Origin of the sequence: Methanocella sp., assembly GCF_035506375.1 — an archaeon.
Taxonomy (GTDB): domain Archaea; phylum Halobacteriota; class Methanocellia; order Methanocellales; family Methanocellaceae; genus Methanocella.
Genome location: NZ_DATJPM010000039.1, coordinates 1 through 19,827, shown reverse-complemented (window position 1 = coordinate 19,827; position 19,827 = coordinate 1). Strand labels below are relative to the sequence as shown.

Sequence of the window (19,827 nt, the reverse complement as noted above, 5' to 3'; positions counted from 1 at the left end):
ATTAAAAAAGGAGTTTTTAGCCTGGCAATGAAGGATACCTTCCACACGTTCATGAAGAGCGACAACTTCTGGGTCTCGCTGGCGAGGGAGACGCTGACCGCCCTCCTGGCCGTCGGGGCCATCGCCCTATTGCTGTTCTTATACGCGGGCGTATGGCCGCCGATGGTGAGCGTGGACGGCCTGAGCATGTACCCCAACATGCACGACGGGGATCTAATAATCATCCAGGGCATCCAGAAGTCGCCCATCACCACGTACCAGGCCGCCCTGGGCACGAACTATTCGACCTTCAATGGCGCCGGCGACGTCATCGTTTACCAGCCCTTCGGCCTCAAGAACATGACGCCTGTCATACATCGGGCGCTGTATTATGTAAATGCCTCGCAGCCCATGTGGAACGGGGGCATCGCGGCCCCCAGCTCCGGCTATATCACCAAAGGCGATAACAACTTCCTCTTCGACCAGAGCAGCGGCATCTGCCCCAACACGCCCGTCAGGGATGAATGGATACTGGGCGTGGCGAAGTTCCGCATCCCGTACCTGGGTTATGTGAGGAGCCTCTTCTCATTTATACACTAATGCACACATTTGGCCGGTGATGCTTAAATTACCGGTTGCGGCTTATAGGCAACTATTTTATGGGAGGGCGGCCTACTATATGCGATGATTTTCGAGAGAAGGCACATCATATCCACGAAGGACTTCTCAAGAGAAGAGATCGACTTTATTCTGGACCGCGCGGAGCGCCTGGAGCCCTATGCCAGGACGGGCGGCCTGGACCTGCTAAAAGATAAAGTGGTGGCGACCCTCTTTTTCGAGCCCTCCACCCGGACCCGGCTCTCCTTCGAGGCGGCCGTCAGGCGCCTCGGCGGAAGCACCATCGGCTTCGACTCGGCCGAATCCACGTCCGTCGTCAAGGGCGAGACGCTGTCCGACACCATCAAGATCATCGAGTCCTACGCGGACGCCATCGTCATCCGCCACCCCAGGGAGGGCGCGGCCCGGATGGCCTCCGAGGTCTCGCGGGTGCCTGTTATTAACGCGGGCGACGGCGCGGGCCACCACCCAACGCAGACCCTTCTGGACCTTTACACCATGCGGAAAGAATGCAAGAAGCCCATAGGCGAATTAAACGTCGCCCTCGTGGGGGACCTGCGCTACGGAAGGACCGTGCATTCGCTGGCCTACGCCCTGTCCCTGTATAAAACGAGGCTGAGCCTGGTGTCCCCGGAGCCGCTGCGCATGCCCGAGAGCATAATAAACTATTTGAGGGTGCATGGCGTCGAGCTGGTCGAGACGCCCCGCGTCGAGGACGCCCTGGAGCAGGCGGACGTGCTCTACATGACCCGGATCCAGAAAGAGCGGTTCCCCGACCCGTCGGAATACCTGAAGGTCGCCGGCTCCTATCGCATCACGCCGGACACCCTGGACAACGTGAAGAACGACATGATAATAATGCACCCGCTGCCGCGGGTGAACGAGATCGACCCGGGCGTCGACGCCACGAAGCACGCCCGGTACTTCCAGCAGGCCTTCTACGGCGTGCCCATCCGCATGGCCGTGCTGTCGCTGGTCATGGGCGGGGAGATCTAGCATGAACGTGAACGAGCGCGAGCTGCGTGTCAAGCCGATCAACAATGGCACAGTCATCGACCACATCGAGTCAGGCCAGGCGCTCAACGTGCTAAAGATCCTGGGGATCGGCAGCCACTCGAAGAACGTGGTCAGCCTTTTAATGAACGTGCCCAGCGGCGCCATGGGCGCCAAGGACGTGGTCAAGGTCGAAGGCCGGGAGCTCGAGCCCGAGGAAGTCGATACCATCGCCCTTATCGCCCCCCGGGCCACCATCAATATCATAAGGAATTACGGCGTCGCCGAGAAGTTCCGCGTCGGCATGCCCAAAAACGTCGTGGGGATCGTCAAGTGCGGCAACCCCAACTGCATTTCTAACAGCAACGAGCCCGTGAGCTCGAAGTTCACCGTCGAATCGGCCGACCCGGTGCTCCTGCGGTGCTCCTATTGCGAGTTCGTGCTCGACAAGAACATAGCCGACAATCTATTATAGGGATATACATGAGCGAGGACATCGTAAAAAAACTGGCGAGTGGCGAGCTTAAGCTTCACCAGGCAGACGAGAACGCTTCGACGCGCCGGGAGGCGGTCGACATGCGACGCGAGGCGGTCGAGCGCATTACCGGCACCGACCTCTCCAGCATCGGCAAATACTCATACGACCCGGAGGTCGTCACCCGGAAAAACATCGAGAACGCCATCGGCGCCGTTCAAATTCCACTGGGCATCGCCGGGCCGATCGCCATTAACGGCGAGTACGCGAAGGGCGACTTTTACCTGCCCCTCGCGACCACGGAAGGCGCCCTGGTGGCCAGCGTGAACCGCGGCTGCTCCGTGTGCCGGGCCAGCGGCGGCGTGGCCGCGGCCGTCCTCCAGGACGAGATGACCCGGGCGCCCGTAGTAAAGGCGAAAAACCTTAAAGAGGCGAGGCGCCTGGCGGAGGCGGTAAAAACGCCAGAGCTGTTCGCCGAGATGCGGGCCATCGCCGGCACGACCACAAAGCACGGCGAGCTCCTGAGGGTCGACCCCTACGTGGTGGGCCGGAGCGTGTTCCTGCGCCTGGCGTTCGATACCAAGGACGCCATGGGCATGAACATGGTCACCATCGCCTCGGATGCCATCATGAGGAGCCTCGAGAAGAAGTTCGACGTGAAGCTCGTGGCGCTGTCGAGCAACATGTGTACAGACAAAAAGCCCGCCGCCATCAACGTGATCGAGGGTCGTGGCCGCACGACGGTCGCCGAGGTCATCGTTCCCAGAAAGATCATCGTCGAGAAGCTCAGGGCCACCCCGGAGGACATGTGCGACGTGAACTACCGGAAGAACTTTTTGGGCAGCGCCCGGGCCGTGTCCTTCGGGTTTAACGCGCAGGTCGCCAACATCGTCGCCGCCATGTACATCGCCTGCGGCCAGGACCCGGCGCACGTCGTAGAAGGGAGTAACGCCATAACGTCCGCGGAGATGGACGGGGAGGACCTGCATTTTTCGGTCTCATTCCCCAGCCTGCCACTGGGCACGGTGGGCGGAGGCACCGGCCTCGCCACCCAGAGCGAGTGCCTGAGCCTTTTGGGCGTACGGGGAGGCGGCAATCCCCCCGGCTCGAATGCCCGAAAATTCGCCGAGATCGTGGCGTCCGCAGGGCTGGCCGGAGAGCTATCCTTACTGGGCGCGCTGGCCTCCCAGGACCTTGCGAAGGCCCACGCGAAGTACGGGCGCTGAATGTAAACAGGAAAAATTCAAAAACGCCATTTCATTTCTTTTTAATTTTATAGGGGCGTTTTACCCCTTTATTTCCTCTGGAGAATTTTATTCCAGGCCATGATTAAATCGCTTAATGGAGTTGCCTATTAATAAACGGTGCCTCAATCAGCTCTGTGCCCCGTGTTAGCAAATAAACCGGGCCCTCTGCAGGCGCCTCTAATATAAGCACGGAACTAATGATATGAATTAGCATTATTTTCTGGCTATGGTGATGAAGCCGGTGTGGCCAACCCGGGTTGACGGGCGGGTGCCGCGCCTGCCGACCTCGAGCTCCTGCTCGCCGACGATGATAGTGTCGGCCTCTGAGAAGCCGGCCCGCTCGACGGCCCTTCTCGTCTCTGCGGCCTGCTCGAAGAACGGGGAGTAAGCGGCCAGGAAGCCGCCCGGCCTGAGCACCCGGAGGGCGCCCGGGACAACGGCCGCGGCGTCCTGCATGTCCAGGGTGACCACATCGAAGGGGCCTTCGAGCTTTTCCATCTCCAGGAGTATATCGCCGTGGCGTACCTCCACGTTCGCCAGGCCCGCCAGCTCAATATTTTTTCGGGCATTGCTGGCGAACTGTTCGTTGGACTCGTATGTGATGACTTTTTTAGCGATAGTGCCCAGGTATACGGCCAGTACTCCCGAGCCGGTCCCCGCGTCCAGGATGACGTCCGACGGGCCGACCCCGGTGTAGGCGATGATGGCGCCGATGTCCTTGGGCATCATGGGGGCGCCAGTGCGCCGCATGTGCTTAAAAAAGTCCGGCGCCCGGGGCTTCAGCACGACGAACGGCTTGCCCATGTGCGACTCGATGGTGGAGCCCCACTCCATGCCCTCGAGTCTTTTCAGGTCGACGATGCCCAGGTCCGTGTGGAGCTTATCGCCCCCGGCTACGGCGAAGTATTCCCTGCCTCCCGCAGCCCAGAGAAGCACCAGGTCTCCAGGGGCTATGCTCGACGATGACATTTATTTATTACCCGCTTCGCTTACTTCGACAGCCTGACGATGGCTTCCGCGAGGTCGCCGTTCGTGTCCTTGAGGGCCTGCTTCGCCACGTCCTTCGGGACGTTCGCCTGCTGGGCGACGAGCTCGATGTCCGCCTCGGGGATCTCCTTCTCCAGAGGCTTTTCCTCCGGCGTGCCGGCCAGCTGGTACATCTTCTGGCCCCGGGCGTCGATGACCGTGACCTGGGCGTCGTTGAACACGATCTCCTTGTCCGCAGTTTTTATTATCACTTGCTTTACTCCCTCTATCTCGTACATGTCGATGCCCATCGACTTCATCTGCCTCTCGAGCTGCCTGGGGTTGATGCCTTTTCCTCCCATTCCCGGGAACATATAATTCACCTTCGTCGCCCTATAGGTCGCGGAGGGGTATATAGCTTTTTGATTACGCCACTGTTCGGCCCAACATGGATAAGATTAGAGATATGATCAATGATACGAATAGGCAATGATACGAATAGGGCGTTTTATCCAGGCTTATACCTTACTTATGAGACCTACCCCTTTATTTCACATGGAAAATATTTCTGGCCGGATAGCTAAATATAGCAATATTTTTTACGCTTATATGGAGTGATATTTTTCATAATATAGTCTTCTGTACGTGGAAGACAGAATTGAATGACATAAGGATATCATAAATATAAGATGAAAAAACGAGGGCAAAAGAAGGCTAATATAAGAATAATGATAAAAAAAGTACGTTTTGAATGTCGAAAGTACGTTTTGAATGTTGAATTTTATACAGGTATTAACTTTATAAGCATATTACTGGTTATATTACTGATTATTACTGGTTATTTGCGAGTATAATAATTATCTTTTAAAAGGTATTAACTTTCTATTTTACTCTCTAATTTGCAATAAAGTGAAAGTTAGTTATTTATAGTTTTAGTGTATAACCAATACAACATCGTATTTTCATCTTGTTAGAATACAAATGTCTCATTTGTATTTTTAGTGTTCCAGTGGAAATAATGGGGTGGGCCTGTCATAAGACTCATAACTTCCACAGGAAATGATGGATGTACGTCGAGGCTATTTTGTTTAAAACAGTTTATTTTTTAATATATGGATATAAAACAGTTTAAAAATCAATTATATGGTATTTTTTTCTTTTAAGTTAAAAAATAAGTTTAAAATATCCCCCGTTCCACAGGAAAAGAGGGGGATAATGCTACCACAACTATTAATATGCAGCGTGACTATCATTTCGTTTGGAAATGCTCGGTTTGGGAGGACTTAAATGTTAATGGATAAGACAGCTCAGCAGGCCAGGTCTCAGGAACCCTCTATTCAGGGCCCTGCCCCTTCTGAAACAAAGGGCCTGTTCGAGGACCTTATCAGGGAAAGCCCGGAGGAGAGCCACATCGACAGGCTATTCGAGAACCTTCTGAGCATAAAGCCGATCTTCGTTAACAGGGAAGTGCTTCGGCCGTCCTATACTCCCGATTATCTACCCCACCGTTTAGACCAGATCAACGCGGTGGCCGAGATCCTGGTGGCTGCGCTGCGGGGCGAGTCCCCCTCGAACATCCTCATATACGGCAAGACGGGAACGGGCAAGACCGCCACGCTGGAGAGCGTGAGCAAGAAGCTCATGGACCTCTCGGACAAGATGCACATCGAGTGTAAAGTCCTTTTCATTAACTGCGAGCGCATTGACACACAGTACCGTATCCTGGCCCACCTCGCCCGGCACTACAACCGTGACGTCCCCATCACCGGCTGGCCCACTGACCAGGTGTTCAACGAGTTTCGCGAGGCCCTGGACAAGAAAGAGCAGATTGCGATAATAATCCTGGACGAGATAGATAACCTGGTCAAGAAGAGCGGCGACGACATTCTCTATAACCTGTCGAGGATCAACGCCGACCTTAAAAAGGCGAAGGTCAGCATCATCGGCATATCCAACGACCTCACCTTCACCGATTATCTGGACCCGAGGGTGAAGTCCTCGCTGGGCGAGGAGGAGATCATATTCCCGCCATATAACGCCGACCAGCTCAGGGACATCCTGGAGCAGCGAAGCAGGATGGCCTTCAAGGAGAACACCCTGGAGCCGGCGGTGATCCCCCTCTGCGCCGCCTTCGCGGCCCAGGAGCACGGCGACGCCCGCAAGGCGCTGGACCTTCTTCGCGTTTCGGCCGAGCTCGCAGAGAGGCTCCGGGACACCGTGGTGAGAGAGGACCACGTCCGCAAGGCCCGGGAGAAGATCGAGATCGACCGCATCACAGAGGTGGTCCGTACGCTCCCGACCCAGAGTAAGCTTGTATTATACAGCATCGTGCAGCTTGACTCGGCGGGCTCCCATGAGCTGAACACGGGCGACGTCTACAACGTTTATAGACGCCTGTGCCGGATGATCGACATGGACGTGCTCACGCAGCGCAGGGTGACCGACCTCATCTCCGAGCTGGACATGCTGGGCATCATCAACGCCATAGTGGTCAGCAAGGGCCGCTATGGCCGCACGAAGGAGATCGCCCTGAGCGTCCCGGCGGAGAGCACGCGGAAAGTCCTGCTGGACGACTATCGCTTGAGGACGTTAAAGGACGCCCGCCCCTACTTTGAGACGCAGCAGCGCTTTAATGATAAGGCGGATAATTAGCTCTTCGTCTTTTTCTATATTTTCGATATTCAGGCAGCAACGATAAGTTTATGTATGATGTAACGTCAACTAAGAGCGCAGCACGTCCGCAATAAAGAACAATTTATGCCCCGATAGGGTAGTGGACATCCTTGGAGCCTGCGGAGCTCTAGACCTGGGTTCAAATCCCAGTCGGGGCGCTTTAACCCTAGGTTAAAATCTATATTATTTTATGCTGTCCAGCCCGACGTCCATGGGGATGCTACGAATTCATAGGGTTTTTACCGAATTCACCATCCCCATCTGGCGTAGGAACTCCATCCACCGCTTTGCCTTCTCTTTTTTGGCGTATCTCATTCTCCGTTGCATCTCCGTTGCCCCGTACACGTGCTCCTCATTAGACTGGACGCCCTTCAGCGTGATTATGGCCCGCAGCAGACCCGCGGCTTCGCTGTAATCGCTCAGCGCTTCGTTTTCAGTGGTATCCACCTTATCGATCCTATCCATGTCTGCATGTAATCGCTTGTCGAGTTTCTCCTCCAGGTTCAGCAGCAGGCTTTCATCCTCCCTGGAGAGTTTCTCTTTGTTCACCAAATCCCAAATGACCTGGTGCAGCGGGACTTTGCTATCGTCTAGCACTATCTGGTCGGGTATCCGGACACCGACCCACGCCAGCACCCGGTGCAGCTTTGCCTCAAGCCGGCAGCGCTCCTCATCGTTGAGCGGGGCGCTACCAATGGCCGCTGTATCGTTGCTAAGGCGGACATTGAGCGAATTTTTCATATCCATGGTATCATCCTCCGGGACCGTCTAACTGAGAATCGTCACCATAATTAATAAAAATGGGGACTTGCGATCATCCCATCCTGGTGCGGATTCTCGTGCGGTATGTTCGGCTATGTGAACAGATTGTCTAATCTACCCGCGTCCCGTAAAACTGACCACTAAAAAGAACAAAAAGAAATCACAATATATCTAAAAATAACAATCGAGCGAGCCTGTCGTGGAAATTTTTATTGTATCAACCACGCGCGACAGGCAAAAGGTGGGCGGGCCCCGGGCTGGATACGAGTCTGAGATCCTGCAGGTGCCCGAGATCGACGGTGGGCGGTAAGGCCACGAAATGGAACTATGCGGCCGTTAATCCCTTAACTCGTTTTTGCCGGTCAGTCGAGTTCTCCCAGCTTCTCCTCGACGGCCGCGGCCACCGACTGAAGCACCTTGATGCGAGAGAAGTTCTTGTCGTTCGACTCGATGATCGTCCAGGGCGCGTAATCCGTACTGGTCCGATAGAGCATTTCGTCTGCCGCCGCCCAGTATTCGTTCCACTTGCCCCGGTTCCGCCAGTCGTCCACACTGAGCTTCCACTCCTTCTCCGGGTTCCGTTCCCGGTCCTCGAACCGCTTGAGCTGGGTGTTCTGGTCGATGTGTAGCCAGAACTTTACCAGGACAGTCCCGCTGTTGACCAAATGTTCCTCCATCTCGTTGATTTCGGCGTATGCCCGCTGCCACTCGTCGGGCCGGCAGAGGCCCTCCACCCGCTCGACGAGGACGCGGCCGTACCAGCTCCGGTCGAAGATGGTGAAATGCCCCGCCGCCGGGAACCGTGTGCAGAACCTCCAGAGGTAGTTGTGGGCGAGTTCGGTCGGGCTCGGCGCCCTGATAGGCACCACGGTGTAGCCCCGCGGGTCCATGTTCGCCGTCAACCGCTTGATATCCCCGCCCTTGCCGGCGGCATCCCAGCCCTCGAAGACGACGACGATCGGTACCCCGGAGGCGTAAGCTTTCATCTGGGCTTTCCGCATCCTGTCCTCGCAACCGGGCAGCTTTTTATCGTATTCGGCGCTCGTCATCGACTGCGAAAGGTCCACCCGGTCGAGCACGGACGACCGGAGGGACATAATCTCTACCGTGGCCTCGGGCGGCGCCGGGCTGGCGGCGTTTTCGCCCCGCGCCCGGGCGACGGCCTTCTCGTACGCCTCGATCACCGTCGTGATGATCTTCGCCGCGGCAAAGTTCCGGTCATTTGCCTCGACGATGATCCAGGGAGCGTGTGCCATGTCGGTCCGCTCCATGAGCGATTCCATGGCGGACAGGTACTTATCGAACTTTTTATGGCCATCCCACTGTTTATCTGTCACTCTCCAGCTCGTTGCGGGGTCTTTCTCTAGTATTCGATACCTTCTCTTCTGCTCCTTTTTGCTGATGTGCAGGTATAGCTTCAGGATCAGATAATCGTCGTCCGCGAGGGCCCGCTCGAACAGGTTAATCTCGTTGGCCCACCGCGCGGCCTGCGGGTCGTTTTTGCCGTGGCGCCGCTCCACAATGGTCCGGTGGTACCAGCTGCGGCTGAACACCGCCAGGCGACCCCGGGCCGGCGTATTCACCCAGAACCGCCAGAAGAACGGCCGGGCGCGCTCCGCGTCGTTCGGGTCGTTGATGGCGTACACGTCGAAGCCCCGGGGGTCCAGCGGCTGGATGAGCTGGTTGATCTGCACGCCTTTTTCCGAGCCGTCCATGCCCTCGAAGACGATGATGGCTGGAATGCCCCGCCCGGCGGCCGCCCGCTGTAGTTCACCCATCCTCTCGGCCAGGGGCGGCATGATTCTCCGGAACTGTTTATCGCTCATCGAGCGGTCAAGGTCGATTTTTTCAAACATGTGAACAGCCCGCCTTTCTGGGTTTCGAGGCTTTCCTGGAAGATTCGGCAATAACCTTGCATGCCACAAAATTTTCTTTTTTTAGCCCTTTATACCTCTGGACGGCCTCGCTTACCACGCCGAAATGAGTCTCAAAAATACGGAGGGTATTTTTTATCCTGATATGCAAATCTTTTAACTGCCCATCTATTTTTTGCATTTCCGCCATCATCACCCTATCCAACCCATACCATGAAAAGGATGAGCACAAAAAAATGCCCATAACAAACAGTAAAAACTACGAAATACTACCGAGGTACCGCTATTAGACAGCTGGCAGTATGACCACGAACCGGGCGCCCTGCGTATGGTCGCCTTTAACCCGGTCTTCGACCCACGCCAGGCCCTTATAGCTGTCGACGAGGGTCTTCACCATGAGCAGGCCTATGCCGCTGCCCTTCGTTTTGACGTCGCCCGTCAGCTTGCGCTCGAATATTCCCGCCTTAATGCTATCCGGTATGCCTGGGCCCCGGTCATCGATGCTCACCCTGTAGTATTCGTGGCCGTCCTCCGTGGAAGGCTGAACGCTAATGTCGACGACGGGGTCGCCCTTAGAGTGTTTTATGGCATTTCCGACGAGGTTCGAGAACAAATCGTATAACAGTTCATTAGCCTGGACCATGTAACCCACGCCCGCGTGGTTACGAATAGTCGCGTTGCCGTACTGTTTTGAATAATTATCCTGCACGCTCTTGAGTACCTCGCCGATATCCATTTTCTTATACTGGCACTCGCACGATTTAACCATCCGGAGCTTCCTCACATTGTCGATCAGCTTAGAGCTGCCCTCGAAGGCCGATCTGGGCCTCAGCAGCATCTCCTTGCCGGCTTCATCCAGGTCCAGCATGTCCAGCGCTATCTCCAGGAAGCCCAAGCCCACCTGGTTCATGTTGCTGATATCGTGGCACATGAGGTCGACGTAGAGGTCGGCCAGCCGCTTCTCCTCATCCAGCTTACGGGTACGTTCCTGCACCAGGTCTTCGAGGCGCTTCCTATAATCATCCAATTCTTTTTCAGCCCGTTTGCGCTCGGTAATGTCCCGCACCGTGCCCCGCATCATCAGGTCGTCGCCTTCTAGATCGTAAGTCGCCGTGGCCTCGAGCCAGCGGACCGCCCCGTCCGGGTGCATGAGTCGAAACTCGATCTGAGTAGAAATGCGGGACATATTACGGGCTTTCTCATGCGCCTCAGTAAGGGTGCGCTCAACAGTTTCCCGGTCATCGGGGTGTACACCCTGGAGCCACGTTTCATAGGTCCCCGGGGAGCCCGGTTCGAGCCCGAATAGCTCGTAAGTTTCGGAGCTAAAGTAGATCTTGTCCCGGTCGACGTTCCACTCGAAGAGGCCGATCCGGCCCGCAATACTCGCCCGGCGCAGCCGCTCCTCGCTGACCCGCAGCGCATCCTCGGCCCGCTTCCGCTCGGTGATGTCCCGGTTACTTGCCCGGCGCCCGAGCCATTCTCCGTTGTCCTTGAACACGGGCCGGCAAACATGGTTGATCCAGCGTGTCTCGCCGCTCGTCGATATGATACGGAAATCGAAGCTACCGCAGAGCGACGCATTACATAGGTAAGAGTCTATGTGCTGCTCGAATGCCGTCAAATCGTCTGGATGAACTATCCTTTTCATCAGGCCCGGGTCATGATAGAACTCGTCTGCCCCGTGGCCGGTCATTCTCTCGCAGGAAGGCGAGACATAAATATAATTCCCCGCCGGGCTGTTCCATGCCACCCAATCGTACGTGGAATCCGCCAGTATGTGGAACTTCTCCTCGCTCTCCCGCAGAACATCCTCCATTTGCTTGCGCTCGGTGATGTCTTCCTTTACGGCCATGAAGTTCGTTATTTTCCCGCAGTCGTCCATGACCGGGGATATGATGGCCGATTCCCAGTACAGGTCACCGTTCTTCTTTTTGTTATGGAAAACGCCGCGCCATTCCCTGCCCGATTTGATCGTCTCCCAGAGTTGCTTATACTCCTCGGGCGGCGTCTCGCCCGTCTTCAGGATACGGGGGTTCTTGCCGATCGCTTCCTCGAAGCTGTATCCAGTGAGCTCGGTGAACTTCGGGTTGACGTACTGGATGCTGCCGGTGGTATCGGTGATCACGACGACGCTCGCGCTCTGTTCGACAGCCTGCGAGAGTCCCCTCAGCTTTCCGTTCAGGGCGGCGAGGTCATCGTTCTTTTTCTCCAAAACAGCGATACGGCGCTTTAGTTCGGCGATGAGCCGATCCTTATCCACGGCGCCTTCACTAGAGACGCTCTCGGACTTCTTCCTGAACACGGATTTTGGCACCATGGCTACACTCGCAAAATATACTATTGCCACTGTTCAATATTTGTTCATGTCTGATACGGATTCATTATTATATAAATATAATACAATAAAATATAGGATGATACAGCAGGCTCATCGTCATTATTTTGCGATGTTAGCCTTGGCTTAATCGTACAGCTATACTTTATCCCCATCTCCGAGGTTCTTCTGAATTTGCCATAGCGTCGACTTGTTGATGCCTGGCTTCTTCCTCTAATCGGGAGTCACGCGAAGTATCTTTCCCCGATTTTCTTCCAGGTCATCGTTCCGCTTTATTTGTGCAGCAACCGTGGCTCGCATCGACGCTTTCCGATTACTTTCCAAGAGCTGATAAAAAATTCGTTTGATATACAATGATATTTTACTATATTAGCACGTTTTTGTAGTAAAGCTACTTTTCTACGGCAGGCAGCATGACCACAAACCGGGCGCCCTTCGAGGGGTCACCCAGCACCCGGTCCTCGACCCACACTTTTCCATGATAACCTTCGACCAGCGTCCTCACCAGGTACAACCCCAGGCCCTTACCGTGCGCCTTCGTTTTGCCCCGCTGGAACCGGTGGAACAGCTTACGCTTCAGCTCATCTGGAATGCCCGGCCCATCGTCCTCCACGGTACACCGGTAATACGCCCGGCCATCCTGGTCCATGCGGTCAGCCCTCACATCAACCGTTACCGGCCGGTCTGGCCAGGCATGTTTGACCGCATTGCTGATGAGGTTAAAGAACACGTCCTGGAGCAGGTCACTGCCCTCCACCAGACAGTGCGGAGTATCGTGAATGTTGATGGTGGCATCCCTGTCGCCGATGTGGAAGTCGAGGGACTTGAGTTCCTCGTACAGGTCGCGCAGGTCGACGGGCCGGGTCTTCACGCCCTCATCTGCCAACCGCTGGAGCTTACGGACGTTCGATATCAGCCTGGAGCTACTCTGTACTGACTGTAATGGCTTCTCTATCAACACTTTGCCATCCCGCCCGATCTTTCCATCTATCTCCAGCATTTGAAGCGCCAGCTCAAGGAAACCCTGGGCGGACTGGTTCATGTTGTTGATGTCATGGGCCATCAAGTCCAGGTACAGCTCGGCCCGCGCCTTCGCCTCCGCCAGCTCTTTTTCGGCCCGCTTGCGCTCGGTGACATCCTGGGTGATGCCGTACAGCCGCATTACCTTTCCCGAATTATCCCGGACCGCCTTGTCCACGATCGAGTTGACGTATCTAACGGACCCATCCGGCCGGATGATACGGTAGTCGATGCTCCCCCGTTTTCCATCCCTCACGCTGACCTCCATGAAGTCAGCTACCACCTTACGGTCTTCAGAGTGGACCCGGGATAGCACCCATTCAGGGGTCGGCTTGACGTCGCCAGGCTCATAGCCGTTGATCCTGTGCATCTCATCCGAACCCGCGAATTGCCCGGCCGCCGCGTCCCACGCCCAATTACCCAGGTGGGCCATCTCCTGGGACTTGGTGAGGATATACTTTTCTCTGACCAGCGCTTTTTCGGCCCGCTTGCGCTCGGTGATGTCGAAGTACGTGGCCATGCGTGTGGGCTCTCCCTGGTACATGATGAGCCCGGCGGAAACTTCGAGCCATCTTGTCTCGCCGTCTTTCGTGATAACGGGGAACTCGTAGCTTTCCGGCACGCTCTGGCCGCGCTGCCGGTCCATGGCCCGTTTCTTTACGAGTTCGCGGTAATCGGGATGCACGTAGTCCCAGATGGCCTTTGATAAAAGTTCGGCACTGGTGTAGCCGGTGATCTTTTCTATCCCGGGGTTGGCGTAGATGCTTTTATCGCCCCGGTAAAGGCTAATGCCTGCTTTCGTGGTCTCCGCCAGCACCCGGAACTTCATCTCGCTCTCCAGGAGCGCCTCCTCGGCCCGCTTGCGCTCAGTGATGTCCCGGATATACGAACAGTTATATTCCTTCCCATCGTAAGCGAGGTAGTTCACCGTGATCTCGCCGGGAAAGAAGGTGCCGTCCTTTCTCCTGAGCCTCGCCTCGAAGGTGTAGGAACCGCGCTCTTTTACCTCCTTCAAGTGTTCGCCCCAGTTATTCTCGTTAAAGTATGGGTCCACGTCAAAAGCCTTCAGCGAAAGGAATTCTTCCCGCGAATAGCCGAAGGCCTTGCTGGCAGCCTCGTTGGCGTAGATAAAGCGGCCGTCGTGAGCCATCCACAATGCCATGTCTGCCGCCCGGTCGATCGAGAACTGGGTAAGCATCAAGTCTTTTTCGATCCGCTTGCGCCCGGTGATATTGAAGAGCGTGGCAATGACCGTAGGCTCGCCCATATAATAGATCAGCGCGGCCGATGCCTCCTCCCATAGCGTCTCGCCGCCCTTGGTCAGGACCTTTATCTCATATGTGGAAGGCACCGGTATACCCTGCAATCGCTTAAGCCCCTGGCTCCTCACCAGCTCCCGCGAGTCCGGATGAACGACATCCCAAAAATTCATGGCCAATAGCTCATTCTTCGTATAGCCCAGGTCGTTAATCGTCTCCGGATTAACATAAATGAACTTATCGCCCCTGAAGAGCACGATCCCCGCCCGGGCCGACTCGGCGAGGGCCCGAAACTTTTCCTCGTTTTCCCACAGCGCCTGCTCGGCCCGCTTACGCTCGGTAATGTCCCTCACGATTCCTACCTGGCGGAGAGGCTGACCCGCATCTTCGTAAATCATTTTGCCCAGCGCCTCGACCCAGAAGACACGCCCGTCCTTACCCTGCCACTTGAACTCGGTCAGGAACGACTCTCCCTGGCGCTCCTGGAATTTCCGGAGGACATATTCCCGGCAATCGGGGGCGACGAACTCAAAGAAATTTCGGTAAAATAACTCTTCAGGCTCATATCCATAGCGAGCCACCTGAGGGCTGACATAGGTGATAGTTCCATCGAGCTCGACCGAGTACACAACGTCTAAAAAATTTGCAATGAGGGATCGGCATTTTTCCTCGTATACAGGCAGGCAGCTCGAGCTTTGTCTATCCGTCTTGGAGCTCTTGTATCTACTATATACCCGTTTTTTTCCGATCCTCCCGATAAGCAACCCACCAAGCAATTAAATAATTAATATATGCTGATTAATGTTCATAACAATTTTCTATGAACCAAAAAGACATGTCAACCTTATTATAAATATTTTGCAATAAAATAAAAGCTAACACGCCAAGTACTATCTTCTTACTATTGGATTTTTACCTTTCCTTATCGTATATCTTAACCTTCTCGCACGCCCGCGGGGTTTTCTGGATATACCATAGCGTCGACTTATTTATGCCTAGTCCTTTTCGCTGCTCCGTCGTCATGTTCAGGATATCGTCCCCGGTGACGATATCGTTCCGCTTTATCGGTATGCCGGGCACGGCGAAGTGCAGTTCCTTCTGCTTGTCGACCAGGTAGTTGGCGAGCTTTTATACGTTGTCATTGGCGAGAGTATAGTTGGTAGTGCCTTACCGGGCGTTCGAGCGTTCAGTCGGGGCGCTTTACCTTTAGGTTCAAATCCTCAAGAAACCCGAAATGACTTATCCAGAACTAAGCCACCAGAATACGGTTCAAATTTAGCTTGTCCCACTTCTCTTTCGGGTATATAGATAACGCTATTGATTTTGCACATTTTACACGAGACTGAAAATAAGCCCAATACCTTGCTCAACATTTCATAATATGGATGTCCCACCCCAATTTCGGGGTATATGGTATCTTTTTAATCTGGACTTTTTCTTGTAAAAATCAATGAATAGTAATATCCTTTAAGTTAACAGATTGGGAGAGAAGCTATATTTAAGCTCCATCCCATTGAACTCTTGATGTCCTATGAAAAAGTCGAAAGCCTTTGAAGCGGTACTTGTCATTGGTCTCATCTGCCTTGCCGGCCTTCTGTACTACATGATCGCCTCCAGCCCCCAATCATCGTCCGGCTGGGAAAAGCAGGCGAACGGCAGTGTGGACTATATGTTCGCCGGCGGCGACGACACGCTGTACACGTTCAGCGGCAACGATATATCGGCCTTTTCAAAGGATGGCTCTTTAAAATGGCACATGAGTATACCCGGCGACTGGAGGGTCCTGAACACCTGGAGCATGCCGGCGATCGCGGTGTCCGGCGATACCGGTTATATCGGCGGCGATTTCTACTCATATCCTATCACGGGCGAGAACAATGGCACCATGTACCTTCTGGAGGTCTACGCGGTCAACGAGTCGGACGTGGCGCTCGCCGGAAAAAACCTGACCATGAAGAGCATCGGAACCGAGTTCTACTACGAAACCCCCGAAATAGCATATATTAGCAAGCCAGCAAAGGTCGTTGAAATTTCGCCTGCGGGCAAGGTCACGTGGGAATACACGTTCATGACGAACCTGTCGACTTGGAACATGGGCGGCCTGGTAAAGCCCGATTACTATGAAATGATGGAGCCGATCGCTATCAGCGTGCATGGCGACCGCATTTACGTGTTCCACGACTATATGGAGGATATTCTTGACGAAAAGGGATCGCTCTTATTCAGCATCCGCAACGCATCCGCTCCAGCGGCAGTAGATGGCAGTGGGCGGATCTATGTCGTTCATGCGGTCCCTCCGTCCGTGGAGCGCTTTAACCAGTCAGTGATGGGCATGGGCGGCTATTCGAATAACAGTACGGCCCTGGACCGATATGAATCGAGCATGATCTACCAGGACGCGACGTACATGCTCACGAGCGGCACCGTCGAGGCCTATTCGCCCGCCGGGAGCCTGCTTTGGAGCCGGTACATCGGCGTGAGCGCGATCCGGCCCCACATCGACCGGCAGATCTGGCCGAGCTACAATACGCTGCCGCTTTTATCCAACGGCGAGCTCTACGTGCCGGTGGACAGCGGCATCGTCGCGCTCGACGAGGACGGCGGGATAAGGTGGACGGCATCCCTGAATGACAGTGGATACACGCTCTTCTCGTCGATGCCGCTCGACGGCCGGGGCAACGTGTATATGGCTAAACTTAACGAGCCGCCTGCGCAGTCCTACCTCACCATGATCTCCGCCGACGGCCGCGCCTCGGCCATTTCCTGGCCATTCTATGCGTACGGCGGTATGACGATTGACCATCCGGACCTCGTCCCCGTCGGGGGGAAGGACGGCATCGTATATGCCATTGAAAACATGTGGCATTCCAGCGAGGATAATTTTAATAAGTCCCTGGCGTCCCGGCGCTTCAGCGAAGATACCATTGTCGCCAATGACGTGACGAGCGGGAGAGAGTTGTGGAACTTCACGATACCCTCGGCGGACGTTCACGTGATAACGCTGAACAGGAATAATGCAGGCGATGCCTTCGTCGAAACCGCTTCACTTTACCCGGGCAGCTTCACGTCGACGGTGCCCCTGACGCCCGTGACCCAGGAATTAATAAACGTATACCCAGGCCGAAACGTGACATACGTAAATTTCTATTACGCGAGCTACGAGGCGCCGCTCTTCCCCAACCTGTCCCGGTGCATCTACGCCAAAGGCATCTACGCCCTCGACAATAACGGGAAGCTGCTCTGGGAAAAGGATCCAGACGGCTTTGTTAGGAACATGGCAGTCGGCAACTCGACGATCTACTACAGCATGGATAACGGCCGCATCGGCGGCACCTCGCTGAACATCGCCGCCGGGGCGATTCTTACCGCCTTAACCTATCTTTTCCTCCGCTTCTTCGCGGCAGGTTCGGTTACCCGTGCCCGAAGCCGGATCGATAAGAACGAGAAGCGAAACGAGGTACAGAAGTTCATTGTCGACAACCCCGGCTCCACCCTGCGGGACATCGCCCGGGGTACCGGCGTGAACCTGGGCACGGTGCGCTACCACGTCTTAATCCTCAGCCTCAATCACCGCATCGTTTCTTATGCGGCAGATGACAAGCACGTCCGCTACTTTACGAACTCCGGCGCTTATAGTAAGGAGGAGCAGCTAGTCATTTCATTGATGCGGCGCGACAGCATGGGTCGGATATTGGCTCTTTTAAAGAAAACTCCCGGGCTGACCAATATCGAGATCTCTTTGTCCCTTGGCAGCCAGGAGAGCGCTGTAAGTCGATATATGAAGGAGTTGTCGGAGAAGGGCGTTGTCACCCGGAATGGTGCGTCCGAGGGGAGGTCCGCCTACTCCATCAATGAGGAATATAAGACGGCTGTATCCACGGCTCTTGGCCTACGATATTCCGCCTGAAACCATCTTTTCATTCGACTGCATCCATGTTGGGCGAATATATATCTGATTGTGATATAACCTTCATATACCAACCCGTCGAGCAACTACTAGCAACAGTATGGCAGGAATCATCATGAGAAGCTGGACATGCGTCGTCGCACTGGTATTTGTTTGCTCGCTCGGGCTTTTAGTGGGGCCCGGCATAGCTGAATCGAGGATAACTGACGTTTCAGCGGATGCCAGCGGATGCGGCATCGCGCTGAACGATAACGGGACCATCTGGCTATGGGGTACGGTGTCGTACAACGATGACACCGGCCTCCAGCCTGTCATCATGCCGGGCATTGACCACGTCAAATCTATTGGCGGGGACCTTGGCCCGGTCATACTCAAAGATGATGGCACAGTCTGGCTGATTCGTAACTATCCCATGTTTGAGAACACGACCAAATTCAATAACTGGCCAAACACAATGCCAGAAAAGGTCGACGGCTTGAGCGACATCGTCGCCATCGACGGGAGTCAGAGCGCGGGCTATGGTGATGACCTCATCGCCCTAAAGAAAGACGGCACCGTCTGGACGATGGGAAGCAATAGCCATGGCCAGCGTGGTACAAGCGATGGCTTCGGGAATAATAATTGGCAGTCGAAGGCCGTCGACCAGGTCGCCGGGCTTACAGATATAAAGGCGGTGTCCATGGGCGATGCCCATGCCCTAGCGGTAAAGAACGACGGTACCGTCTGGTCATGGGGATTTAATAATATGGGTCAGCTTGGAGACGGCACGGTCGCCCATGATCCCCATAATGACGGAGGGCAAACATCCCCTGTACAGGTCAAAGAATTAACCAATGTCACATCGGTCGCCGCGGGCATGGAATTCAGTATGGCCCTGAAGGACGATGGCACTGTCTGGACCTGGGGCAGAAACACCTTCGGCCAGCTAGGCGACGGAGTGCCCGGTAACGTGGAAGATTATAGTACCACCCCCGTACAGGTCAAAGGCCTGACCAACGTTATCGCTATATCGGCAGGGCGATGGTATGCGCTGGCGCTGCGGGATGATGGGACGGTCTGGGCCTGGGGTGACAACAGGATTTATGGCACTCTGGGCGATGGCACGCTGGATAACAAGAACGTCCCCGTGCAGGTAAAAGGCCTGTCGGGCATCGTAGCGATATCCGCCGGGAGCACGAACTGCTACGCGCTGGATAAGTATGGTGTTGTTTGGGGCTGGGGCGACGACAGCGCAGGCCAACTTGGCGACGGGCAACATGGTATGAACGTATACCGGGCCACGGCGGATAAGGTGCACTTCACCGAAGCTCTGGCAGGGCCTGCAATCGAGCTTCCCGGCATGAATAAATCCTCACCTCAGGCACCGATCACCGCCCCTGCTGCGGTTGATAACTCCATTGAATATATGTCGTATGTGGATGGGACCATATACTCATTCACAAAAAATAGTCTTACCACAATGGACAACAACGGAATGGCGAAGTGGAATATCACCATACCAGGCAGGTGGACATATGAAAAGGGATATAACCTGATCGTCGATCCACATACAAAGTCGATCAGCACCAGTTACGTAAATGGTGTAACAACGACGATGGAAGATGAGAATTCCACCACTTGCACCGCCGTTAAGACTGTGCCGATCTTCACGGCCAACGGAGGCTATGTATACGCATATGTCCTATCCGACGCGGCAGATGCAGCATTTCAGCCCATGGA

General features: G+C 54.9%; 15 protein-coding genes and 1 tRNA gene. 8 read left to right on the top strand and 8 right to left on the bottom strand.

The genetic code is table 11. The features are described from left to right. Window positions 1-27: 27 nt before the first annotated feature. The 4 genes from VMC84_RS04860 (at window position 28) to hmgA (ending at window position 3,291) form a co-directional block, all read left to right on the top strand. On the top strand, window positions 28-579 hold the full coding sequence (locus VMC84_RS04860; protein ID WP_325378660.1) for a S26 family signal peptidase: 552 nt from the start codon (window positions 28-30) through the stop codon (window positions 577-579). A gap of 84 nt (window positions 580-663) precedes the next feature. Next, window positions 664-1,593: an aspartate carbamoyltransferase gene (pyrB, locus tag VMC84_RS04855; protein ID WP_325378658.1), complete on the top strand. Its 930-nt coding sequence runs from the start codon at window positions 664-666 to the stop codon at window positions 1,591-1,593. Window position 1,594: 1 nt separating this feature from the next. Then, window positions 1,595-2,065 carry an aspartate carbamoyltransferase regulatory subunit gene (pyrI, locus tag VMC84_RS04850; RefSeq protein ID WP_325378656.1) on the top strand — a complete coding sequence of 157 codons (471 nt, stop codon included), beginning with the start codon at window positions 1,595-1,597 and terminating at the stop codon, window positions 2,063-2,065. 8 nt (window positions 2,066-2,073) lie between these two features. After that, entirely contained in the window at window positions 2,074-3,291 is a 1,218-nt protein-coding gene (gene hmgA / locus VMC84_RS04845) for a hydroxymethylglutaryl-CoA reductase (NADPH) (RefSeq protein ID WP_325378654.1), read from the top strand. Between the two features lie 234 nt (window positions 3,292-3,525). Here the strand turns inward: hmgA and VMC84_RS04840 are convergent, their stop codons facing one another. Together VMC84_RS04840 and VMC84_RS04835 are read right to left on the bottom strand one after the other, a co-directional pair. After that, complete coding sequence (locus tag VMC84_RS04840) at window positions 3,526-4,281, bottom strand: tRNA (adenine-N1)-methyltransferase (protein WP_325378652.1); 756 nt, start codon at window positions 4,279-4,281, stop codon at window positions 3,526-3,528. Window positions 4,282-4,301: 20 nt separating this feature from the next. Beyond that, a complete protein-coding gene (locus VMC84_RS04835) occupies window positions 4,302-4,652 on the bottom strand; it encodes a nascent polypeptide-associated complex protein (protein ID WP_325378650.1) in 351 nt (116 codons plus the stop codon). A gap of 913 nt (window positions 4,653-5,565) precedes the next feature. Between VMC84_RS04835 and VMC84_RS04830 the strand changes: the two genes are divergently transcribed. After that, complete coding sequence (locus tag VMC84_RS04830; RefSeq protein ID WP_349256744.1) at window positions 5,566-6,930, top strand: ORC1-type DNA replication protein; 1,365 nt, start codon at window positions 5,566-5,568, stop codon at window positions 6,928-6,930. Between the two features lie 107 nt (window positions 6,931-7,037). Further along, window positions 7,038-7,109, top strand: a tRNA-Arg gene (locus VMC84_RS04825). Window positions 7,110-7,179: 70 nt separating this feature from the next. On the opposite strand, the gene VMC84_RS04820 is transcribed toward VMC84_RS04825, so the two are convergent. The 6 genes from VMC84_RS04820 to VMC84_RS04795 form a co-directional block, all read right to left on the bottom strand. Then, the gene (locus VMC84_RS04820; RefSeq protein ID WP_325378646.1) at window positions 7,180-7,698 is read right to left on the bottom strand and encodes a DUF5788 family protein; all 519 of its coding nucleotides are present in this window, start codon (window positions 7,696-7,698) and stop codon (window positions 7,180-7,182) included. Between the two features lie 377 nt (window positions 7,699-8,075). Continuing rightward, a complete protein-coding gene (gene pap, locus VMC84_RS04815) occupies window positions 8,076-9,569 on the bottom strand; it encodes a polyphosphate:AMP phosphotransferase (protein WP_325378645.1) in 1,494 nt (497 codons plus the stop codon). Beyond that, the gene (locus VMC84_RS04810) at window positions 9,562-9,792 is read right to left on the bottom strand and encodes a hypothetical protein (RefSeq protein WP_325378643.1); all 231 of its coding nucleotides are present in this window, start codon (window positions 9,790-9,792) and stop codon (window positions 9,562-9,564) included. Before VMC84_RS04810 ends, pap begins: the two co-directional genes overlap by 8 nt. An 81-nt stretch (window positions 9,793-9,873) precedes the next feature. Beyond that, entirely contained in the window at window positions 9,874-11,904 is a 2,031-nt protein-coding gene (locus VMC84_RS04805) for a PAS domain S-box protein (RefSeq protein ID WP_325378641.1), read from the bottom strand. Window positions 11,905-12,313: 409 nt separating this feature from the next. Next, the gene (locus VMC84_RS04800; RefSeq protein WP_325378639.1) at window positions 12,314-14,965 is read right to left on the bottom strand and encodes a PAS domain S-box protein; all 2,652 of its coding nucleotides are present in this window, start codon (window positions 14,963-14,965) and stop codon (window positions 12,314-12,316) included. 148 nt (window positions 14,966-15,113) lie between these two features. Continuing rightward, window positions 15,114-15,281, bottom strand: a complete 168-nt coding sequence (locus tag VMC84_RS04795) for a hypothetical protein (protein WP_325378638.1) — start codon at window positions 15,279-15,281, stop codon at window positions 15,114-15,116. Window positions 15,282-15,732: 451 nt separating this feature from the next. On the opposite strand from VMC84_RS04795, the gene VMC84_RS04790 reads away from it, so the two are divergent. Beyond that, on the top strand, window positions 15,733-18,108 hold the full coding sequence (locus VMC84_RS04790) for a winged helix-turn-helix transcriptional regulator (protein WP_325378636.1): 2,376 nt from the start codon (window positions 15,733-15,735) through the stop codon (window positions 18,106-18,108). A gap of 115 nt (window positions 18,109-18,223) precedes the next feature. Next, window positions 18,224-19,827 (top strand): RCC1 domain-containing protein (locus VMC84_RS04785; protein WP_325378635.1); only part of this gene is annotated, 1,604 nt, incomplete at its 3' end.

Bases quoted from the DNA above. Each gene is read 5' to 3' on its own strand.
- VMC84_RS04860 (WP_325378660.1), top strand. From the start codon at position 28: ATGAAGGATACCTTCCACACGTTCATGAAGAGCGACAACTTCTGGGTC.
- pyrB (WP_325378658.1), top strand. From the start codon at position 664: ATGATTTTCGAGAGAAGGCACATCATATCCACGAAGGACTTCTCAAGA.
- pyrI (WP_325378656.1), top strand. From the start codon at position 1,595: ATGAACGTGAACGAGCGCGAGCTGCGTGTCAAGCCGATCAACAATGGC.
- hmgA (WP_325378654.1), top strand. From the start codon at position 2,074: ATGAGCGAGGACATCGTAAAAAAACTGGCGAGTGGCGAGCTTAAGCTT.
- VMC84_RS04840 (WP_325378652.1), bottom strand. From the start codon at position 4,281: ATGTCATCGTCGAGCATAGCCCCTGGAGACCTGGTGCTTCTCTGGGCT.
- VMC84_RS04835 (WP_325378650.1), bottom strand. From the start codon at position 4,652: ATGTTCCCGGGAATGGGAGGAAAAGGCATCAACCCCAGGCAGCTCGAG.
- VMC84_RS04830 (WP_349256744.1), top strand. From the start codon at position 5,566: ATGTTAATGGATAAGACAGCTCAGCAGGCCAGGTCTCAGGAACCCTCT.
- VMC84_RS04820 (WP_325378646.1), bottom strand. From the start codon at position 7,698: ATGGATATGAAAAATTCGCTCAATGTCCGCCTTAGCAACGATACAGCG.
- pap (WP_325378645.1), bottom strand. From the start codon at position 9,569: ATGTTTGAAAAAATCGACCTTGACCGCTCGATGAGCGATAAACAGTTC.
- VMC84_RS04805 (WP_325378641.1), bottom strand. From the start codon at position 11,904: ATGGTGCCAAAATCCGTGTTCAGGAAGAAGTCCGAGAGCGTCTCTAGT.
- VMC84_RS04790 (WP_325378636.1), top strand. From the start codon at position 15,733: ATGAAAAAGTCGAAAGCCTTTGAAGCGGTACTTGTCATTGGTCTCATC.